An 18,606-nucleotide genomic window follows, 5' to 3' on the forward strand; every position below is an offset into this window, starting at 1 on the left:
GGCCCGAGATTGCATCGAAACTACGGATGTAGAAGGAGGTTCATGGCCAAGTTACCCCAGGGGATCTCCTCGTCCACTTTAGTCATCACCGCTTTTGTCAGCGCCCTTTTCATCACTAGTTCCACCCACTCACAACGGAGAAAAGAACCATGAAGCAACCACCTCTCAAACAGCTCTGCGGGCTCATCGCCACCGCAGCGGTCGCCCTGGTGCTGATCGGGTGTAACGGGAAGGCCGGTCAGAACGGTCTGAACGGCACCAACGGCACCAACGGCACCAACGGCACCAATGGCACCAATGGCACCAACGCCACCATCACCGTGAACGCCGCCCAGATGACCCCCGATCAGTGGGGCGACCTCACCCTGAAGGGCACCATCACCAGCGCCACCGTGACCAACGGCAAGCCCGTGGTGAACTTCACCGTGACCAACGGCACCGGCACCCCCGTGGTGGGCCTCGGCTTCACCACCAAGGCCGCCAACGCCCTGGTTCCCAGCTACGCCAACATGTCCTTCGCCATCGCGAAGCTGGTGCCCGGCACGAACGGCAGCCCCAGCAAGTGGGTCAGCTACATCGTGACCTCGATGCCGAACACCACCACCGCCACCGCCCCCGCCAAGCCCACCACCGACAATGCGGGCACCCTGGTCGACAACGGCGACGGTTCCTACAAGTACACCTTCTACCGCGACATCACGGCCGCCCAGGGCGTCCTGGATGCCGCCACCTACACGGGCAACAACGCCAAGGCTGACCTGGGCGATGTGACCTACCAGCCGGCCCTGACGCACCGCATTGCCCTGCAGATCAGCGGCAACGCCCGCGGCACCGGCACCAACACCCCCGATGCCACCAACTCCGGCATCGCCGGCGTCGTCGTCAAGACCCCGGCCAACCTGTGGTACGACTTCATCCCTGCCACCGGCAAGGCCGTCGCGGCCACGGACGAGCAGCGCAACATCGTGGACACGGCTTCCTGCAACCGCTGCCACACCAAGTTCAACGGCTTCCACGGCAGCAGCCGCATCGAGGCTCAGTACTGCACGGTCTGCCACACCGACCAGCGCAAGTACGGCAATGCCGAAGCCACCAAGACCGCCACGGGTTTCTCCGGCAGCACCAGCAAGATCAATGGCCTGGCCGTGGGCGACTTCCCCGCCTTCATCCACCGCCTCCACGCCGGTGAAGAGCTGAGCAAGGACGGCTACAACTATGCCGGCATCGCGTTCAACGAGGTCACCTATCCCCAGGACCTGCGCAACTGCGCGATGTGCCACACCGCTTCTGCCGTCACCCCCCAGGGCGACAACTGGAACACCAAGCCCAGCCGCATGGCCTGCGGCGCCTGCCACGACAAGATTGACTGGGCGACCGGCGCCAACCACGCGGGCGGCGCTGCCACCTCCGATGTCAACTGCAGCTCCTGCCACGGCGCCGCCGGCATCAAGCTGAACCACATCCCCGTGACTCCGCCGAACCCGGCCTTCGCCACCGGTGGTTACACCAATGGCTCGGCCCTGGCCGCCTACACCAACAACCTGCCCGCCGGCGCCATCAAGGTCACTTGGGATCTCAAGAGCGTGACCCTGAACGCCAGCCAGCAGCCCGTCTTCGAGTTCCGCTTCCTCCAGGACGGTGCCCGCGCCGACTTCAATGTCGCCAGCGCCACCAAGACCGAGCTGTGGGACAACTTCGTGGGCGGCCCCAGCGTCTACCTGGCCTATGCCGTGCCCCAGGATGGCGTGGCCACCCCCGCCGACTGGAACGCCACCGCCAGCGGCTACATCAAGAAGATATGGAACGGCACCGCCACCGGCGCCGCCGCGGGCACCATGACCGGCCCCGACAGCAACGGCTACTACAAGATCACCCTCACGGGCGTGAAGGTCCCCGCCACCGCCACCATGATCACCGGCGGCATCGGCTACACCTACAACAAGAACAGCCAGTCCATCACCCAGACCAATGTCCCGGGCTACGCCTACGACACGACCACGATGATGGGTGGCCTGAGCGTTCCTCCCCCCAATGTCACCAAGCTGGTCAGCGGGACCCTGCCCACCGGCTTCGCCGCGCAGGCCGCTCGCCGCACCATCGTCACCAACGCCAAGTGCAATGAGTGCCATGTGGCCCTGGGCGTCTTCACTACCTCGGCCTACCACGCCGGTGAGCGGAACGATGCCTACAGCTGCACCTTCTGCCACTCCGTCAACCGGGCCAACAATGGCTGGAGCGTGAACGCCAAGGATGCCATCCACGCCCTGCACGCCTCCTCCGTGCGCGAGAACAAGTTCTCCTGGCACGCGGATGTCGCCCAGTTCTGGAAGCCGACCTACCCGGCCATCCTGAACAACTGCGAAGCCTGCCATGTGTCCGGCACCTATGACTTCACCGCCAGCGCCTCCGCTGCGGCCCTCCCGAACCTCCTGGCCTCCACGACCGCCTATGGCGATTACAAGAAGGCCGTGGACGGAACGGTGCTTCCCGCGGGTTCCACCCTGCCTGTGGTCACCACCGGCAACGAGGCCTTCGGCAACTACTACTCCCCCTATGTCAGCTGGGGCAACTACGGCACCGCCTTCGCCGTGTCCGCCGCGGGTGTCAGCACCCCCGCGACCCTCACGACCCTGGTCACCTCGCCGATCACCGCTGCCTGCTGGGCCTGCCATGACAGCAAGCCTGCGGTCGCCCACATGCGGGGCAACGGCGGCACCATCAACGAGACCCGCGACCTCCTGGCCGTCCGGACCGAGCAGTGCATGATCTGCCACGCCGCCGGCAAGACCGCGGACATCAAGGCCGTGCACATGAACTTCAAGTAGCCGTCAAACCGGAGCGCGGCTCGCCGCGCTCCGGACGCACCACCTGCACGAAGAAAGGACCCGGGCTGGAAAGCCCGGGTCTTTTCTTTTGTGCGCCCGGCCCTCCCCGAGTGATTGGGCGAGTCAGGTGCGGTCTCTGCCGGGGAGAGGCCCACCGGGGCCCTCCCGGATTTGGATTTAGCCGTGACCTCCCATTGATGGGCCGTCTCACCTTTGTCATGGGTCCCGTGACAAAGGTCACAAGGCTGGTTGACGCGTTAAATTACCGGAAGATCCTCATTGGAGAAGATCCGAGGAACGCTCCTCCTGAGGATGCCCGCGTGCTTCTCCCCATTTCTGATCCCGCCTTCGCGCGCTGCCTTCGGCAGGCTGGGCCGGGGCCAGGGTTGAGGTTGGGGTTGAGCCTGGGCTGGGTGGCCGTTCTCGGATCGGCCCAGGGCTTCCGCGGCACCGCCAACCGGCGGGTGCGGCGGCGGCGCGCTTACGGCTAAGGCGCACCCCGACTTTTCCGCCTGTCTCTTCAACCGCAGTCCGATTTCCTGAAAGGAATGAAACATGGAACACCGACCTCTCAAACAGCTCTGTGGGCTCATCGCCACCGCTGCCGTCGCGCTCGTCCTGATCGCCTGCAACGGCAAGGCCGGCCAGAACGGTGCGAACGGTACGAACGGCACGAATGGAACGAACGGCACCAACGGCACCAATGGCACCAACGCCACCATCACCGTGAATGCTGCTCAGCTCAGCCAGGACGAGTGGGCCAAGCTCTCTCTCCGCGGCGCCATCACCAGCGTGACCATGGGCGGCGCGCCGGTCGTGAACTTCTCCATCACCGATGCCCAGGGCATTCCGGTGATCGGCCTGGCCCAGAAGAGCTCGACGGGCGCCTACTCCAACTTCGGGTTCGCCGTCGCCAAGCTGGTCCCGGGCGACGCCACGACGAAGAGCCCCAGCCGCTGGGTCAACTACATGGTCGTGACCACGCCCGCCGCGGGCAAGGCGGCCGTGCCCGGCTGGCCCCACACCGAGAATTCCGGAACTCTGAAGGACAACCTGGACGGCTCGTACACCTACACCGCTGCCCTGGACCTCACCAAGGCCAAGGGCTATGTCGACGGCGCCACCTATGACGCCACGCACCTGAAGGCCGACCTCGGCGATCTGACCTACGAACCGGCGTTGACGCATCGCGTGGTCGTCACCATGGGCGGCTACCAGATCGGCACCACCACCACGGCGAAGGATACGGCCAACCTCACCTACGACCTCATCCCCTCCACGGGCAAGGCCGTCGCGGCTACGGATGCCGAGCGCCTGATCGTCGACACCGCCTCCTGCAACTCCTGCCACACCAAGCTGTCCTTCCATGCCGCCCAGTTCCCGCCCATCCAGGACGCGAAGCTCTGTGCGGTGTGTCACACCGACCAGCTGAAGTACGGCAGCGGCGAGTCCCTGCCTGCCACGGGCAACACTCTGGTGGCCGCCGGCCTGTACGGCAGCACCCAGCGGCTCCAGGGCATGGCGCTGGCGGATTTCCCGAACATGATCCACAAGATCCACACCGGGGAACTCCTGTACTACCAGGGCTACAACCAGTTCCTGGCCTACAACGAGGTGACCTATCCGCAGGACCTGCGGAACTGCACCAAGTGCCACACCGCCTCCACCGCCACGCCCCAGGGCGATAACTGGAATCTGGTTCCCAGCCGTCTGGCCTGCGGTGCCTGCCACGACAACATCGTCTGGGCCACCGGCGCCAACCACGCGGGCGGCGCGGCCACTTCCGATGCGAACTGCAGCTCCTGCCACGGCGCGGCCGGCGTCAAGCTGAACCATGTGCCCGCAGTGCGGCCTGACCCGAACAATGTCTGGAACGGCGGCACGGGCGGCAACACCAATGCCTCCTATGTGGCGGCCTACACCGACAACCTGCCCGCCGGCGCCGTGAAGCCCACCTGGGACCTGAGCAGCGTGACCATCAACGCCAGCCAGCAGCCCGTCCTCAAGTTCCGCGTCCTCCTCGACGGCACCGCCGTCGCCTTCAATGCCCAGCCTGCGGCGGCCGACGCCACCGTGGAACTGCTGCCGAACTTCGTGGGCGGCCCCAGCGCCTATGTGGTCTTCGCCGTGCCCCAGGATGGCATCGCCAAGCCCGCGGACTTCAACGCCTCGGCCAGCGCCTACATCCGGAATGTCTGGAACAAGACCGTCACCACCAGCGACATGACCGGCCCCGATGCCAGCGGCTACTACACGCTGACCATCAAGAGCGTGAAGATCCCCGCCACCGCCACGATGATCACCGGCGGCATCGGCTACACCTACGGCATTCCCAACACCCAGCCCCTCACCCAGACCAATGTGGCTGGCTACGCCTACAACACCGATGGCAAGCGGCAAGGCGGCGTGAGCGTTCCCGCGCCCAACGCCTTCAAGCTCGTCAGCGGCACGCTGCCCACCGGCTTCGCCACCCAGGCGGCCCGCCGCACCATCGTGAGCAACGCCAAGTGCAATGACTGCCACGCGGCCCTCGGCGTCTTCACCGAGAAGGTCTACCATGCCGGTCAGCGCAACGATGCGCCCACCTGCTCCTGGTGCCACACCGCCAACCGGGCCAACAGCGGTTGGAGCGTGAACGCCAAGGATTCCGTCCACGCCCTGCACGCTTCGGCCGTGCGCGAGAACAAGTTCTCCTGGCACGCGGATGTCACGCAGCTCTGGAAGCCGACCTATCCGGCCATCCTGAACAACTGCGAAGCCTGCCACATCTCCGGTACCTATGACTTCTCGCTCAGTGGCTCCGCGTCCGCCCTGCCGAACCTCCTGGCCTCCACGGCCATGAGCGGCACCACGGCCACGCCCGCCACCCTGGCCGTGGTCACCACCGGGAACGAGCCCTTCGGCATCTACTACGCGCCTTGGGTTCAGCCCAACACCATCTACGGTGCGGGTTTCACTTTCACGGCGGCCACCGGTGCCTATGCGGATGGTGCGGGGACCAACATGGTCATCTCGCCCATCAGCGCGGCCTGCTTCGCCTGCCATGACAACACGGCGGCGATCGCCCACATGAAGGGCAATGGCGGCACCATCAACGAGAACCGCAGCCTGCTGTCCACCCGGACCGAGCAGTGCATGATCTGCCACGGCACCGGCAAGACCGCGGACATCAAGGCCGTGCACATGAAGTTCTAGTGCCGTTTCCCGGAGTCCGGCCCGCCGGCTCCGGGCGCACCACCCCAGCCCTGACGAAACGACCCGGATGCCTGCATCCGGGTCGTTTCGCATGGGTTCGGCGGAGGGCCATGCCCACGGCGGAGGCGGGGGCCAGCCGTTGACGATCGTCGGCCTGCCGCCGGACAATCAAGCCCCGATTGGAGTGAGCCATGATGAACCGAGCCCTCAAGACCGCCCTGCTGGCCCTGATGATGACCGCCGCTGCGGTGGCCCCCGCGCAGGATCCCGCCCAGGACCAGCGGCTGGCGCCGAAGAAATCCACCGAGACCGCGGCGAAGACGAAGGCCCGGGCAGCCCGCATCAAGGCGAGGGAGAAGGCCAAGGCCGAGGCGGATGCCAAGCGCATCGACCTCAACACGGCCTCCAAGGAGCAGCTGAAGACCGTCCCGGGGATCACGGACGCCTATGCGGACAAGATCATCGCCGGACGCCCCTACCTGACGAAGGCGCACCTGGTGACCAACGGGGCCCTGCCCGAGGGGGTCTACCTGGCCATCCGGGACCGGGTGGCCGTTCGTCGCCCGGCCGCCAAGCGCTGAGAGATACCTGCGCGGCCCGGCACTCGCCGGGCCCAGCCGCGACCCCGCCGACGCCCCCTCCGCCCCACGAAGAAGCCGCTGGACCCAGGACCCGGAGCCGACCCGCTCCGGGTCCTTTCGCATGGGGCAGGGTTCGAGTGGCAAAGGTCACAACTTTGTCGCAAGTGGGAACCTCTGGCCGCGGGTTCTTTTCCCAAGCCCCTTCCGCCGGATGAAACGGGGGGCCCTGAAAGCCGTCATCCGCGTGATCTTGCGAACAACAAAAGGTCTAGACACTCAATTCTCGTCTGCTTCTTGTCAAGCATGAAGGCATATGCACGGGGATCATATCCACCTTTGAGGTGATCAAAGGGATGGCTATCCTTTGGGTGATTTTTGACATAGGCATCAGCTTTCTGTGGATTGAACATCAGCGCCTTGCCGGCGCACCGGACCCACAGATGCATTCCTTCGCGCTGGCTTCCTTGGGAATCCCGCGCCCGCCCCACCCGGTTCCACAGGGGGTGCGTGATCCGGTTGCTCACCTCCAGGGCCCCACCACGCGTCTCGTGACTCTTAGTTCCACCTCCATCAAGGGAGAAAAGACATGCAACACAAACCTCTCAAACAGCTGTGCGGCCTGATCGCCACCGCCGCCATCGCGCTGGTGCTGATCGGCTGCAATGGCAAGGACGGCAACGCCGGCCTGAACGGGACCAACGGCACCAACGGGACCAACGGCACCAACGGGACCAATGGCACCAACGGCATCACCATCGTCGATGCGGATCGCCTGACCACCGACCAGTGGGCCAACCTCAAGGCCACGGTCAAGGTCACCAGCGTCACCATGGGCGCCGCCCCGGTGGTCAACTTCCAGGTGACCGATGCCGCCGGCATCGGCATCCGGGGCCTCGGCGGGTTCACCGCCAAGAGCTCCACGGCCCTCGTCGCCAGCTATCCCAACTTGGCCTTCGCCATGGCGAAGCTGGTGCCCGAGGATGCCGCGACCAAGGCGCCCAGCAAGTGGGTCAGCTACATCGTGACCAGCACTCCGACCACCACCGCCGCCGCGGCCCCCACCCGGCCCACCACCGACAACATCGGCACCCTGGTGGACAACGGGGACGGCACCTACAAGTACACCTTCTACCGCGACATCACCAAGGTCCAGGCGGCCCTGGATGCGGCCACCTACACCGCCCCTTCCGCCAAGGCTGACCTGGGCGATGTGACCTACGCCCCGAGCCTCGTGCACCGCCTCAGCATCCAGTTCTCGGGCGCCGCCCGCGGGACCGGCAGCAACACGGCCAACGGCGTGACCGTCACGCCCTCCGTCAACATGACGAACCCCATCAATGTGATCTACGACTTCGTGCCGGCCACGGGCGCTCCCGTCACCGCCACGACGGACATCCGCGATGTCGTCTCCATCAACAATTGCAATGAGTGCCACGACAAGCTCGCCTTCCACGGCGGCGGTCGCGTGGAAGTCCGCTACTGCGCCGTGTGCCACACCGACCAGCGCAAGTTCGGCTACGCCGAAGCCACCACCACGGCCACGGGCTACGATGCCGTCGCCGGGCAGCGCAAGATCAACGGCGGCGCCGTGGGCGACCTGACGGCCATGGCCCACCGGATCCACATGGGCTCCGAACTGACCAAGACCGGCTACAACTACGCCAATGTCAAGTTCGAGACCCTCGGCTACTCGATGCTCGACGGCGGTCAGCGCATGTGCTCCAAGTGCCATGACGGCGTGGCCCAGGCCCAGAACTGGAACCTGAAGCCCAGCCGGCTGGCCTGCGGCACCTGCCACGATGCCGTGGACTTCGCCACGGGTGCGAACCACATGCCGGGCACCGATGTCCCGCAGCTCAACGATCTGGCCTGCACCATCTGCCACGACTCGGCCGCGATCAAGACCTACCACATGACCGCCAATGTGACGACCCACAACCCGACCGTTGCGGCCGGCCTGGTGAACTTCACCTACGAGATCAAGTCCGCCGCCGTCTCCGGCACCACCGCCACCGTCGTCTTCAAGATCAAGGCCGATGGCAAGGACACCACCTTCAAGGCCGCTGCCGCGGGCATGAAGGATCCCCTCGCGGGCTTCACCGGCGCCCCCAGCTTCCTGTTCGCCTACGCCCAGGATCAGGACGGCATCACCGATCCCGTCGACTACAACAACCTTGGCCTCAAGAACGGCCAGCCCCTGTCGGTCTCCATCGCCACCCTGCTGGACACCGCCGGAACCTCCGGCACGCTGTCCGCCCCCGACACCAGCGGCTACTACACCGCGACCGTGCTGAACGCCTTCCCCGCCACCGCCAAGCTCCGCTCGGTCTCGCTGCAGGGCTACTTCACCCAGGTCAGCCCCGCCGTTGCCCGCCACGCCATCTCCGTGGTCAAGGCCGTCACGGGCGATACCGTCCGCCGCACCGCCATCGATTCGGCCAAGTGCGCCAAGTGCCACGAGTGGTTCGAAGGCCACGGCGGCAACCGCGTCTATGAAGTCCAGGTCTGCGTCACCTGCCATGTCCCCGGCCTCACCACCAGCGGCCGCGGCACCTCCGATGCCCAGATCAACGCCTACTATGTGCCCTCGAACAAGTTCTCCGCCAAGGATCTGGTCAGCCTGAAGAACTGGACGGGCATCGACTTCACCACCAACCCCGTTCCGACCAACCCGAATGTGGCCCTGAAGTTCCCCCAGACCACCAACAACTTCAAGGACATGATCCACGGCATCCACGCCGGCGCGGATCGCACCAGCCCCATCGCGATCACCCGCAACCGCAGTGGCAACATCACCATCGTGGACGGCGCCCGGGTCGGCTTCCCCGGCATCCTGAGCAACTGCCAGAGCTGCCACACCTCCACCGGCTACAACATGCCCACCTCCGGCAAGCTGCTGGCCAGCCGCGAACTGGCGGACAACGGCGCCATCCTGACCACGGCCGACGCGAACACCTCGCTGAACACCGTCAGCCCCACGGACAAGATGATCACTCCGTTCACCGCCGCCTGCGTCACCTGCCACGACAGTGCCGCCGCCAAGGCCCACATGGTCACGAACGGTGGCCAGATCAAGGTGAACCGCAGCGCCCTGAACATGACCAGTGAATCCTGTGGCGCCTGCCACGGCGCGGGTTCGCAGTTCGGCCCCAGCGCTGTTCACAAGTAAAGAAATGAAAAGGGAAGGGTGGTGAAACTCCACCCTTCCCAGCCATAGAAGACGACCCGGGTATGTGACCGTACCCGGGTCGTTTTTGTGTTCTCCTGGGTCGGGGTTTCATGCCCCCACGGAGACCACCCATGACGATCCGTACCCTCAGGACCTGCTTGGCTGTTGCGATGCTCCTGCTGACGGCCGCCGCTCCGCTGGCCGCCGAAGATCAGCCGGCCGCGAAGGGCAAGGCGGCCAGGGCGCCCAAGGCGCCGGCGGCCGGCCTCAGGACGAAGGGCAAGCTGAAGCCCGTGGACATCAACGGCGCCGCCAAGAACGAGCTCAGCTTCATGCTGGGCATTCCTGAGGAACTGGCGGCCAAGATCATCGCAGGACGCCCCTACCACTCGAAGGCGCACCTCCTCACCCGCAACATCGTGTCTCCCGAGGTCTACGCGCGGATCAAGGACAAGGTCGTCGCCAAGCAGTCGGGCGCGATCCGCTAGCCACTCAGTCGAACCCTCCTTCCCGAACCAGGATCGGATCCATGAAAAAACTGTTCGCGTTTCTCGCTTCCCTGAAGCTGGCGGTCATCCTGCTCATCCTGCTGCTGGTGGGCCTGTCCGTGGGGACCATCGTCGAGACCCGCACCGGCGCGGAAACGGCCGGCCGCCTCGTCTACTACGCCTGGTGGTTCCTGGCGCTGCAGGGGCTGTTCGCCCTCAACCTGGCCCTGTCCATCGCGGACCTGTTCCCGTGGACGAAGAAGCGCATCGGCTTCGTGGTGGTCCACGCCTCGCTGCTGCTGATCTTCGCGGGTTCGGCCGTCACCTATTTCTTCAAGATCGAAGGCAACCTCAGCCTCTGGGAGGGGGAGAGCGCCTCGGTCATCGAGCAGCACATCCACACGAACGGCCAGCACCAGGAGAGCGAGACGGTGGTGCGCCACCAGCTTCCGTTCACGGTCAAGCTGGACGACTTCGTGCTGGATACCTACCCGGGCACCATGCGGCCCGCCGGGTTCTCGAGCCAGGTCCAGGTCACGGATCATGAGACCGGCAAGACCTTTCCGGCCAAGATCTGGATGAACAACGAGCTCCACCACCGGGGCTACGCCCTCTTCCAGTCGAGCTACCAGCAGATGGCCGGCCGCGAGGCGACCGTGCTCGCGGTGTCCAAGGATCCCGGCCAGACCATCGTCTTCACCGGGTTCATCACCCTCATCCTGGGCATGATCATCGTGCTGGCCACGCGCGCCTACCAGAGCCGGAATGGCGCCCTGGCGAAGCCTGCGGCGCCGGGCGCGGGCAAGACGGCGCTGCTGGCGCTGGTGCTGCTTGGCGGTGCCGTCAGCGCCCAGGCCGCCCCGGCCCCTGAGTCCCTGCGGCGCCTGCCGGTGCAGCATGATGGCCGCGTCATGCCCTTCGACACCCTGGCGCGGGAGATGGTGTGGACCGTGACGGGAGCCTCCTCCTGGAAGGGGGAGGACCCCGTGGCGACGGTGTCGGTATGGCTCTTCAATCCCAATGTGGGCGCCGAGTCGCCGATGGTCCTGGTGGGATCGGATGCCCTGGCCAAGGCCCTTGATTTCCCGGCCTCCACCACCCATGCCTCCTTCGTGCAGTTCGTCCGCAATCCGAAGCTGGTGGGGCTGCTGCAGGCGGCCCATCAGGCCGAGGCGGAGCGGAAGCCGCTCCAGGGCCTGCTGCAGGACGCGCAGAAGCTCGAACAGCGCCTGCTCGCCATGCAGTCCATCGGGCTCAACCAGGCGGTGCGGCCACTCCCCATCTCCGTGGACCCCAAGGCCCGCTGGCGGGCCATTCCCGAGCCGACGCCCGAGGGCATGGAGCGCCTGATGCAGGGGCCCCGCCAGGAAGGCTGGCCCTCGGCGGAGGCGATCGACCGCGAGATCTTCTACAACCGGCTGAATCCCGTCCGCCTGTCCTGGATCATCCTGCTGGCCTCCCTGGCTGCGTCCATCGTGGCCTGGAAGCGGCAGAACCCGATGCTCGACCGGGCGGCCTTCGGTCTGCTGATCGGCGGCTTCGCCATGATGACCTGGGGCATCCTCCTGCGCTGGAATGTCGGCGGCCGGATCCCCGCAGCGAACATGTACGAATCCATGCTCTTCCTCGCCTGGGGCGTGGGGTTGTTCGCGGTCATCGCCTACGCGCTGCTGAGGAACCGCCTGGTGGTCCTGAACGCGGCGGTCATGGCCGCGCTGACCATGGCGCTCACCGACCTGCTGCCCATCGACCGCTTCATCCACCCCATCGCGCCGGTGCTCGCCGGCACGCCCTGGCTGGCCATCCATGTGCCCATCATCATGGTGGGCTACGCCATCCTGGCGCTGGGCCTCGCCGTGGCCCACATGCAGATCGGCGTGACCGCCTTCGCGCCCCGCCGGACGGAGCTCGCCGACCGGATGTACGACCTCCTCTACTGGTACATGTTCGTGGGCTCCATCTTCCTCATCGCCGGCATCATCACGGGCTCCATGTGGGCCGCCTCGTCGTGGGGGCGCTACTGGGGATGGGATCCCAAGGAAGTCTGGTCCCTGGTGGCCTTCCTGGCCTACATGGCCATCCTGCACGCCAAGATCGACCGGATGCTCGGGAAGTTCGGTGTGGCGGTGGTCAGCATCCTGGCCTTCCAGACCATCGTGATGACCTACCTGGGCGTGAACTTCGTGCTGGCCACGGGCATGCACTCCTACGGCATGGGCGATTCGCCGGTGGTGATGTGGATGGTGCTGGTGGCCCTCGCCGAGGCCGCCTTCCTGGCCTGGGGCCTCTGGTCCTTCCGGAAGAACCGCGCTGCCACGGGCGGAGGAGCCTGAGGCGCCTTCGATCCTCCTGTTTCGGGGCCCTGGTTCAGGGCCCCGTTTTTTTCCTCTCCCGGGGCATCCGTGACGCAGATCACAAGGGTGGTTGACTCGTTAGATTACCGACTGATCCTCATTGAAGAAGGCCACAGTGAAACCCTGAGTACAGGAGGCGCGTGTGTTGCCCTTATCCCAAACCACTGGTTACGCGCTGCGCGCCATGCGCTGTCTTCAGGAGCCGGGTGGGCAGCCGGTCCTGGTGGAGTCGGTGGCCGATTACACGGGCATCCCGCGCTCCTATCTGTCCAAGCTGGTCCACAAGCTGGCGAAGAAGGGGCTGGTGACCGCGCGGCGGGGACACCACGGAGGCGTGGTGCTGGCCAAGCCGGCGACGGAAATCACCCTGGAGGACCTGTCGGAGGCCATCGATGGCGTGACCTGGCGGAACCGCTGCCTGGTGGGGCTGGCCGGCTGCTCGGACGAGACGCCCTGCGTCCTCCACGAATTCTGGGGGGAGACGCTGGACATGATCCTGGCCCGCTTGCGCGGCGTCACGCTGGCGGACATGGCCCGCCACCAGGACCCGGGCGTTGAGCGCTTCCGGGCGGACCACGGGCTCAACTGATCGCTTCAGCCGAGCCCTTCGATGGAAATCGGGAGCGCCTGCCAACACCCGGACGATCGGGTGTTGGCAGGCGCTCTCAGCGGTTGCTCTAAGCCTTCTTGGGGGCGGCCTTCTTCGGCGCGGCTGGCTTGCGGGTCGCGGCGGCAGGCTTGGCGCCGGCGGGCTTGGTGGCCTTCTTGGGCCGGGGCTTGAGCTTCTTCTCGGGCAGGGCGTCGGCCAGGCGCCAGGTGCGGCTCTGCTGCTCGAAGGTGCGGATCTCCTCGAGGGAGATGTCCTTCAGGCAGCGGTGGATGTGGTCGCGCTCGGACTTCCAGAAGGTGTGGGCGGGGCAGGCGCGCTCATCGGTGCACTCCGAGAAGCCCAGCAGGCACTTGTTCCGCCATTCGGAGCCGTCGACGGCCTCGGCGATGAGGTCGAGGGTGATCTCCTTGGCCGCCAGGGCCAGCACCACGCCGCCCTTGTTGCCGCGCTTGGCCATCACCAGGCCCACCTTGGCGAGCTTGTGGATCATCTTCGAGAGGTAGGGGCGGGGGAAGCCCGTCCGGGCCGCCACATCCACCACCAGCGTCGGCTTGCCGCCCGGATCCTCAAGGCAGCTCATGGCCAGAACGGCGTAACCGGAGGACTGGGACAGAGGAAGCATGGTCACCTGCGCAGGTTATGGGCGGTTGTCGATTCTGAATGATAGACGATCTTTAGGTCAATCACAGCAAAGAGTGTACTTTCTTTCACAATGCGCGAGACCCCCGGAGAGCCGGGGGTCTCGTTGGAAAAACAGGGTTTCAGGCCCTCCAGCCGTTCAGGATGCGCATGTAGTTTGCGCGGGTGAAGGCCTGGGCGTTCGGGCACTTCTGAAGGCTCATGCTGCCGCGGGCCTGGGCCAGGGACTCGTACTCGTGCTCCTCCAGCCACTCGGCCAGGGTGGCGCGAGACTGGGCCAGGCGCTCGGGGCCGTGGATCAGGAGGGCGGACACCATCTGCACGGCGTCGGCACCGGCCATGACGGCCTTGAGGGCTCCGATGCCATCGTGGACGCCGCCGGAGACGGCGAGGCTGCCCTTCATGTGGTGGTGCAGCACGGCCAGCCAGCGCAGGCGGAGTAGCAGGTCCTCAGGCCCCGACAGCTGCAGGCTGGGCTCGGCGGTCAGCTCCTCCACATTGATGTCGGGCTGGAAGAAGCGGTTGAAGAGCACCAGGCCATCGGCGCCGGCCGCCTCCAGCTCCACGGCGAAGTGCGCCAGGGAGGAGAAGAAGGGCGAGAGCTTCACGGCGACGGGGATCTTCACCTGCGCCTTCACGGCCCGCACGGCGTCGAGGGTGCGCTTTTCCACAGCGGCGGCGGTTTCCGTGGGATCCGTAGCCAGGTAGTAGACATTCAGCTCGAGGGCGTCGGCGCCGGCCTGTTCCATGAGCTGGCCGTAGTGCAGCCAGCCGGCCGGGGTGGTGCCGTTCAGGGAGGCGATGACGGGCACGGCCACGGCTTGCTTGATGCGGCGGAGCTGCTCGAGGTACTTCTCGGGGCCCAGGCGGAACTCATCGGGCTGGGGGAAGAAGGAGATGGCTTCCGCGCTGGAATTGGAGCTGAGCTCCATGTCCATGATCATGCCCTGCTCTTCGCGGGTGATCTGCTCCTCGAAGAGCGAGTGCATGACGATGGCGGAGGCGCCGGCATCTTCGAGGCGCTTGACCATGCCCATGTCGTCGACCAGGGGCGAGGCGCCCGCCATCAACGGATGGGCCAGCTTGAGGCCGAGGTAGGTGGTCGAGAGGTTCATGTCGTCTCCCTCAGCTTTCCTTGGCCGTGACGGACAGCTTGGCGAGCTGTTCGTAGACGGAATAGCGGTTGGTGGTGTCGAGCTGGGCCTGGGCCATGAGCTTCTGGAAGTGCTCGGGGTTCTGCTGCTCGATCATGCGGTAGCGCGTTTCGTTGCGAACATACTGGAGCATGGGCACCTTGGGCGCGCCGGAATCCATCTGCAGCGGCGCCTCGCCCTTTTCCAGGCGGCGGGGGTCGAAGCGGAAGAGCGGCCAGTGACCGGAGTCCACGGCCAGCTTCTGCTGGTCGCAGCCGTGGGCCAGGTCGTAGCCGTGGGCGATGCAGTGGCTGTAGGCCAGGATGAGGCTGGGGCCGTGGTAGGACTCGGCTTCCTGGAAGGCCTTCACCGTCTGTGCGTCGCGGAAGCCGAAGGCGACCTTGGCCACATAGATGCCGCCGTAGGACATGGCGATCATGCCGAGATCCTTCTTGGGCATGCTCTTGCCGGCCATGGCGAACTTGGCGCCGGCGCCCATGGGCGTGGACTTGGAGGCCTGGCCACCGGTGTTGGAGTAGACCTCGGTATCGAGCACCAGCACATTCACATTGCGGCCAGAGGCGAGCACATGGTCGAGACCGCCGTAGCCGATGTCATAGGCCCAGCCGTCGCCACCCACGATCCACACGCTCTTGTTGACCAGGTAGTCGGCCAGGTCGTAGAGCATCTTCGCTTCGGGCTCCTTGAGTCCGGCCAGCTTCTGCTTGAGGATCTCGACCCGCTCGCGCTGGGCCTTGATGCCGGCTTCGGTGCTCTGGTCGGCGGTGGCGATGCCGGTGATGAGCTCATCACCGAGCTTGGCGACCAAGCGGTGCATCAGCTCGAGGGCGAACTCCTGGTGCTTGTCCACGGAGAGGCGCATGCCCAGGCCGAACTCCGCGTTGTCCTCGAAGAGGCTGTTGGCCCAGGCGGGACCGCGGCCATCCTTGTTCACGGCGTAGGGGGTGGTGGGCAGGTTGCCGCCGTAGATGCTGGAGCAGCCCGTGGCGTTGGCGATCAGGGTGCGGTCGCCGAAGAGCTGGGTGAGCAGCTTGATGTAGGGGGTCTCGCCGCAGCCGGAGCAGGCGCCGCTGAACTCGAAGAGCGGCTCGAGGAACTGCGTGCCCTTCACATCGAGCTTCACCTTGGTGCGGTCGGCTTCGGGCAGGTCGAGGAAGAACGAGAAGTTGGCGGCTTCGGCTTCGCGGAGCGGGGCCTGGGCGACCATGTCGATGGCCTTGTGCTTGGGGTTGCTCTTGTCCTTGGCGGGGCAGACTTCCACGCAAAGGGTGCAGCCCGTGCAATCCTCGGGCGCCACCTGGATGGTGTACTTCTGGCCCTTGAACTCGGGGCCCTTGTAATCCACGCCCTTGAAGGTCTCGGGGGCGCCGGCCAGGGCCGCGGGATCGTAGACCTTGGCGCGGATGGCGGCGTGGGGGCAGACCATCGCGCACTTGTTGCACTGGATGCAGAGCGCGGCATCCCACTCGGGGATTTCCAGGGCGATGTTGCGCTTCTCCCACTTGGTGGTGGCCATGGGCCAGGTGCCGTCCACGGGGAAGGCGCTGACGGGCAGCAGGTCGCCCTTGCCTTCCATCATCACGGCCGTGACGCGCTGGACGAAGTCCGGAGCCTCGGCGGCCACCGCGGGGGGCCGCACGCGGGTGGAGGAGACCGTGGCGGGCACCTTCACTTCATGCAGATGGGCGAGGGTCTCATCCACGGCCACGAAGTTCTTCTGGACGATGGCGTCGCCCTTCTTGCCGTAGGTCTTCTTGATGGCCTTCTTGATCTGGGCGATGGCCTCCTCGCGGGGCAGCACGCCGGAGATGGCGAAGAAGCAGGTCTGCATGATGGTGTTGATGCGCACGCCCATGCCGGTGTTCTTGGCCACTTCGTAGGCGTCGATCACATAGAACTTGAGCTGCTTCTCGACGATGGCCTCCTGCACTTCCTTCGGCAGGGTGTCCCACACCGCCTCGCTGTTGTGGGGCGTGTTCAGCAGGAAGGTGGCGCCCTTCACGGCGGTCTCGAGCATCTCGTACTTGTCGAGGAAGCTGGTCTGGTGGCAGGCGATGAAGTTCGCCTTGGTCACCAGGTAGGCGCTCTTGATGGGCCGGGGGCCGAAGCGCAGGTGGCTGATGGTGATGGCGCCGGACTTCTTGGAGTCATAGACGAAGTAGCCCTGGCCGTAGTTGTCCGTCTCTTCCGCGATGATCTTGATGGAGTTCTTGTTGGCGCCCACCGTGCCGTCGGCGCCGAGGCCGTAGAAGAGGGCGCGGGTCACATCGGCGGGTTCCACATCGAAGCTGGCGTCGTAGGTCAGCGAGCTGTGGCTGATGTCATCCATGATGCCGATGGTGAAGTGGTTCTTCGGCTTGTCCTTGGCCAGGTTCTCGTAGATGGCCTTGACCATGGCGGGGGTGAATTCCTTGGAGGACAGGCCGTAGCGGCCGCCCACGACGATGGGATCGAGGGTGGTGTGGCCTTCCTCGCGGCCTTCGCGCAGGGCGGAGATCACATCCATGTGCATGGGATCGCCGGGGCAGCCGGGCTCCTTGCAGCGGTCCATGACGGCGATCTTCTTCACGGAGGCGGGAAGGGCGCGGACGAACTCCTCGATGGCGAAGGGCCTGAAGAGGCGGACCTTGAGGACACCCACCTTCTCGCCCTGCTTGGCGGCCCACTCCACATACTCGTGGGTGACATCGCAACCGGAGCCCATGATGACCACCACGCGCTCGGCCTCGGGATGGCCGTAGTAGTCGTAGAGGCGGTAGTTGCGGCCGGTCAGGGCGCCGAAGCGGTCCATCTCCTGCTGCATGATGGCCGGGAAGGCCTTGTAGTAGGGGGTGCAGGCCTCGCGGGCCTGGAAGAAGGTGTCGGGATTCTGGGCCGTGCCGCGGATCACCGGATGGTCGGGCGACAGGGCGGACTTGCGGAAGGTGGCCACCAGCTCGTCGGGCACCATGTGGCGCAGGTCCTCGTCGTTGAGGATCTCGATCTTGGCGACCTCGTGGCTGGTGCGGAAGCCGTCGAAGAAGTGCAGGATGGGCACCCGGCTGCGCAGGGTGGCCGCGTGGCAGATGGCGGCGAAGTCATGGGCCTGCTGGACGCTCTCGGAGGAGAGCATGCCGAAGCCGGTCATGCGGCAGGACATCACATCCGAGTGGTCACCGAAGATGCTCAGCGCGTGGGCGGCCAGGGTGCGGGCGCTCACATGCATGCAGAAGGGCGTCAGCTCGCCGGCGATCTTGTACATGTTCGGGATCATCAGGAGCAGGCCCTGGGACGCCGTGAAGGTCGTCGTGAGACTGCCGGCTTGGAGGGCCCCGTGAACCGCGCCCGCGGCGCCGCCCTCGGACTGCATCTCGATCACCGAGGGAATGGTCTTCCAGACATTGGTCTTGCCCTGGGAGCTCCACTCGTCGGCCCACTCGCCCATGTTCGACGAGGGCGTGATGGGATAGATGGCGATGACCTCGCTGAGGCGATGGGCGACTGAGGCGGTGGCCTCATTTCCATCGAGGGTTTTCATCACTCGCTGGCTCATGGTTCACTCCTTCCGGGATCCTTGGGGGCGTTGCCGGCAATGGGCATCAAGACAAAAAT

10 protein-coding genes are annotated in these 18,606 nt (G+C 65.8%); 7 read left to right on the plus strand and 3 right to left on the minus strand.

What is annotated here, in order from left to right; genetic code table 11:
- Window positions 1-149: 149 nt before the first annotated feature.
- The 7 genes from QUD34_RS01560 to QUD34_RS01590 all read left to right on the plus strand — a co-directional run bounded on the left by QUD34_RS01560 (window position 150) and on the right by QUD34_RS01590 (window position 13,201).
- The gene (locus tag QUD34_RS01560; RefSeq protein WP_286354831.1) at window positions 150-2,825 is read left to right on the plus strand and encodes an OmcA/MtrC family decaheme c-type cytochrome; all 2,676 of its coding nucleotides are present in this window, start codon (window positions 150-152) and stop codon (window positions 2,823-2,825) included.
- A 555-nt stretch (window positions 2,826-3,380) separates the two neighbouring features.
- Window positions 3,381-6,020, plus strand: coding sequence for an OmcA/MtrC family decaheme c-type cytochrome (locus QUD34_RS01565; RefSeq protein ID WP_286354832.1), 2,640 nt, complete (start codon window positions 3,381-3,383; stop codon window positions 6,018-6,020).
- Window positions 6,021-6,211: 191 nt separating this feature from the next.
- The gene (locus tag QUD34_RS01570; protein ID WP_286354833.1) at window positions 6,212-6,601 is read left to right on the plus strand and encodes a ComEA family DNA-binding protein; all 390 of its coding nucleotides are present in this window, start codon (window positions 6,212-6,214) and stop codon (window positions 6,599-6,601) included.
- A gap of 586 nt (window positions 6,602-7,187) precedes the next feature.
- The gene (locus tag QUD34_RS01575) at window positions 7,188-9,770 is read left to right on the plus strand and encodes an OmcA/MtrC family decaheme c-type cytochrome (RefSeq protein ID WP_286354834.1); all 2,583 of its coding nucleotides are present in this window, start codon (window positions 7,188-7,190) and stop codon (window positions 9,768-9,770) included.
- Window positions 9,771-9,901: 131 nt separating this feature from the next.
- On the plus strand, window positions 9,902-10,258 hold the full coding sequence (locus QUD34_RS01580; protein ID WP_286354835.1) for a ComEA family DNA-binding protein: 357 nt from the start codon (window positions 9,902-9,904) through the stop codon (window positions 10,256-10,258).
- A 41-nt stretch (window positions 10,259-10,299) separates the two neighbouring features.
- A complete protein-coding gene (locus tag QUD34_RS01585; RefSeq protein WP_286354836.1) occupies window positions 10,300-12,591 on the plus strand; it encodes a cytochrome c biogenesis protein CcsA in 2,292 nt (763 codons plus the stop codon).
- Between the two features lie 166 nt (window positions 12,592-12,757).
- A complete protein-coding gene (locus tag QUD34_RS01590) occupies window positions 12,758-13,201 on the plus strand; it encodes an RrF2 family transcriptional regulator (RefSeq protein ID WP_286354837.1) in 444 nt (147 codons plus the stop codon).
- A gap of 88 nt (window positions 13,202-13,289) precedes the next feature.
- Here the strand turns inward: QUD34_RS01590 and QUD34_RS01595 are convergent, their stop codons facing one another.
- From QUD34_RS01595 to nifJ, 3 genes are all read right to left on the minus strand, one after another.
- Complete coding sequence (locus QUD34_RS01595; protein WP_286354838.1) at window positions 13,290-13,844, minus strand: RrF2 family transcriptional regulator; 555 nt, start codon at window positions 13,842-13,844, stop codon at window positions 13,290-13,292.
- A 139-nt stretch (window positions 13,845-13,983) separates the two neighbouring features.
- A complete protein-coding gene (locus QUD34_RS01600) occupies window positions 13,984-14,976 on the minus strand; it encodes a dihydroorotate dehydrogenase-like protein (RefSeq protein WP_286354839.1) in 993 nt (330 codons plus the stop codon).
- Window positions 14,977-14,986: 10 nt separating this feature from the next.
- On the minus strand, window positions 14,987-18,547 hold the full coding sequence (nifJ, locus tag QUD34_RS01605; RefSeq protein WP_286354840.1) for a pyruvate:ferredoxin (flavodoxin) oxidoreductase: 3,561 nt from the start codon (window positions 18,545-18,547) through the stop codon (window positions 14,987-14,989).
- Window positions 18,548-18,606 lie beyond the last annotated feature (59 nt).

The sequence above is a fragment of the Geothrix oryzae genome, from assembly GCF_030295385.1.
Classification (GTDB): domain Bacteria; phylum Acidobacteriota; class Holophagae; order Holophagales; family Holophagaceae; genus Geothrix; species Geothrix oryzae.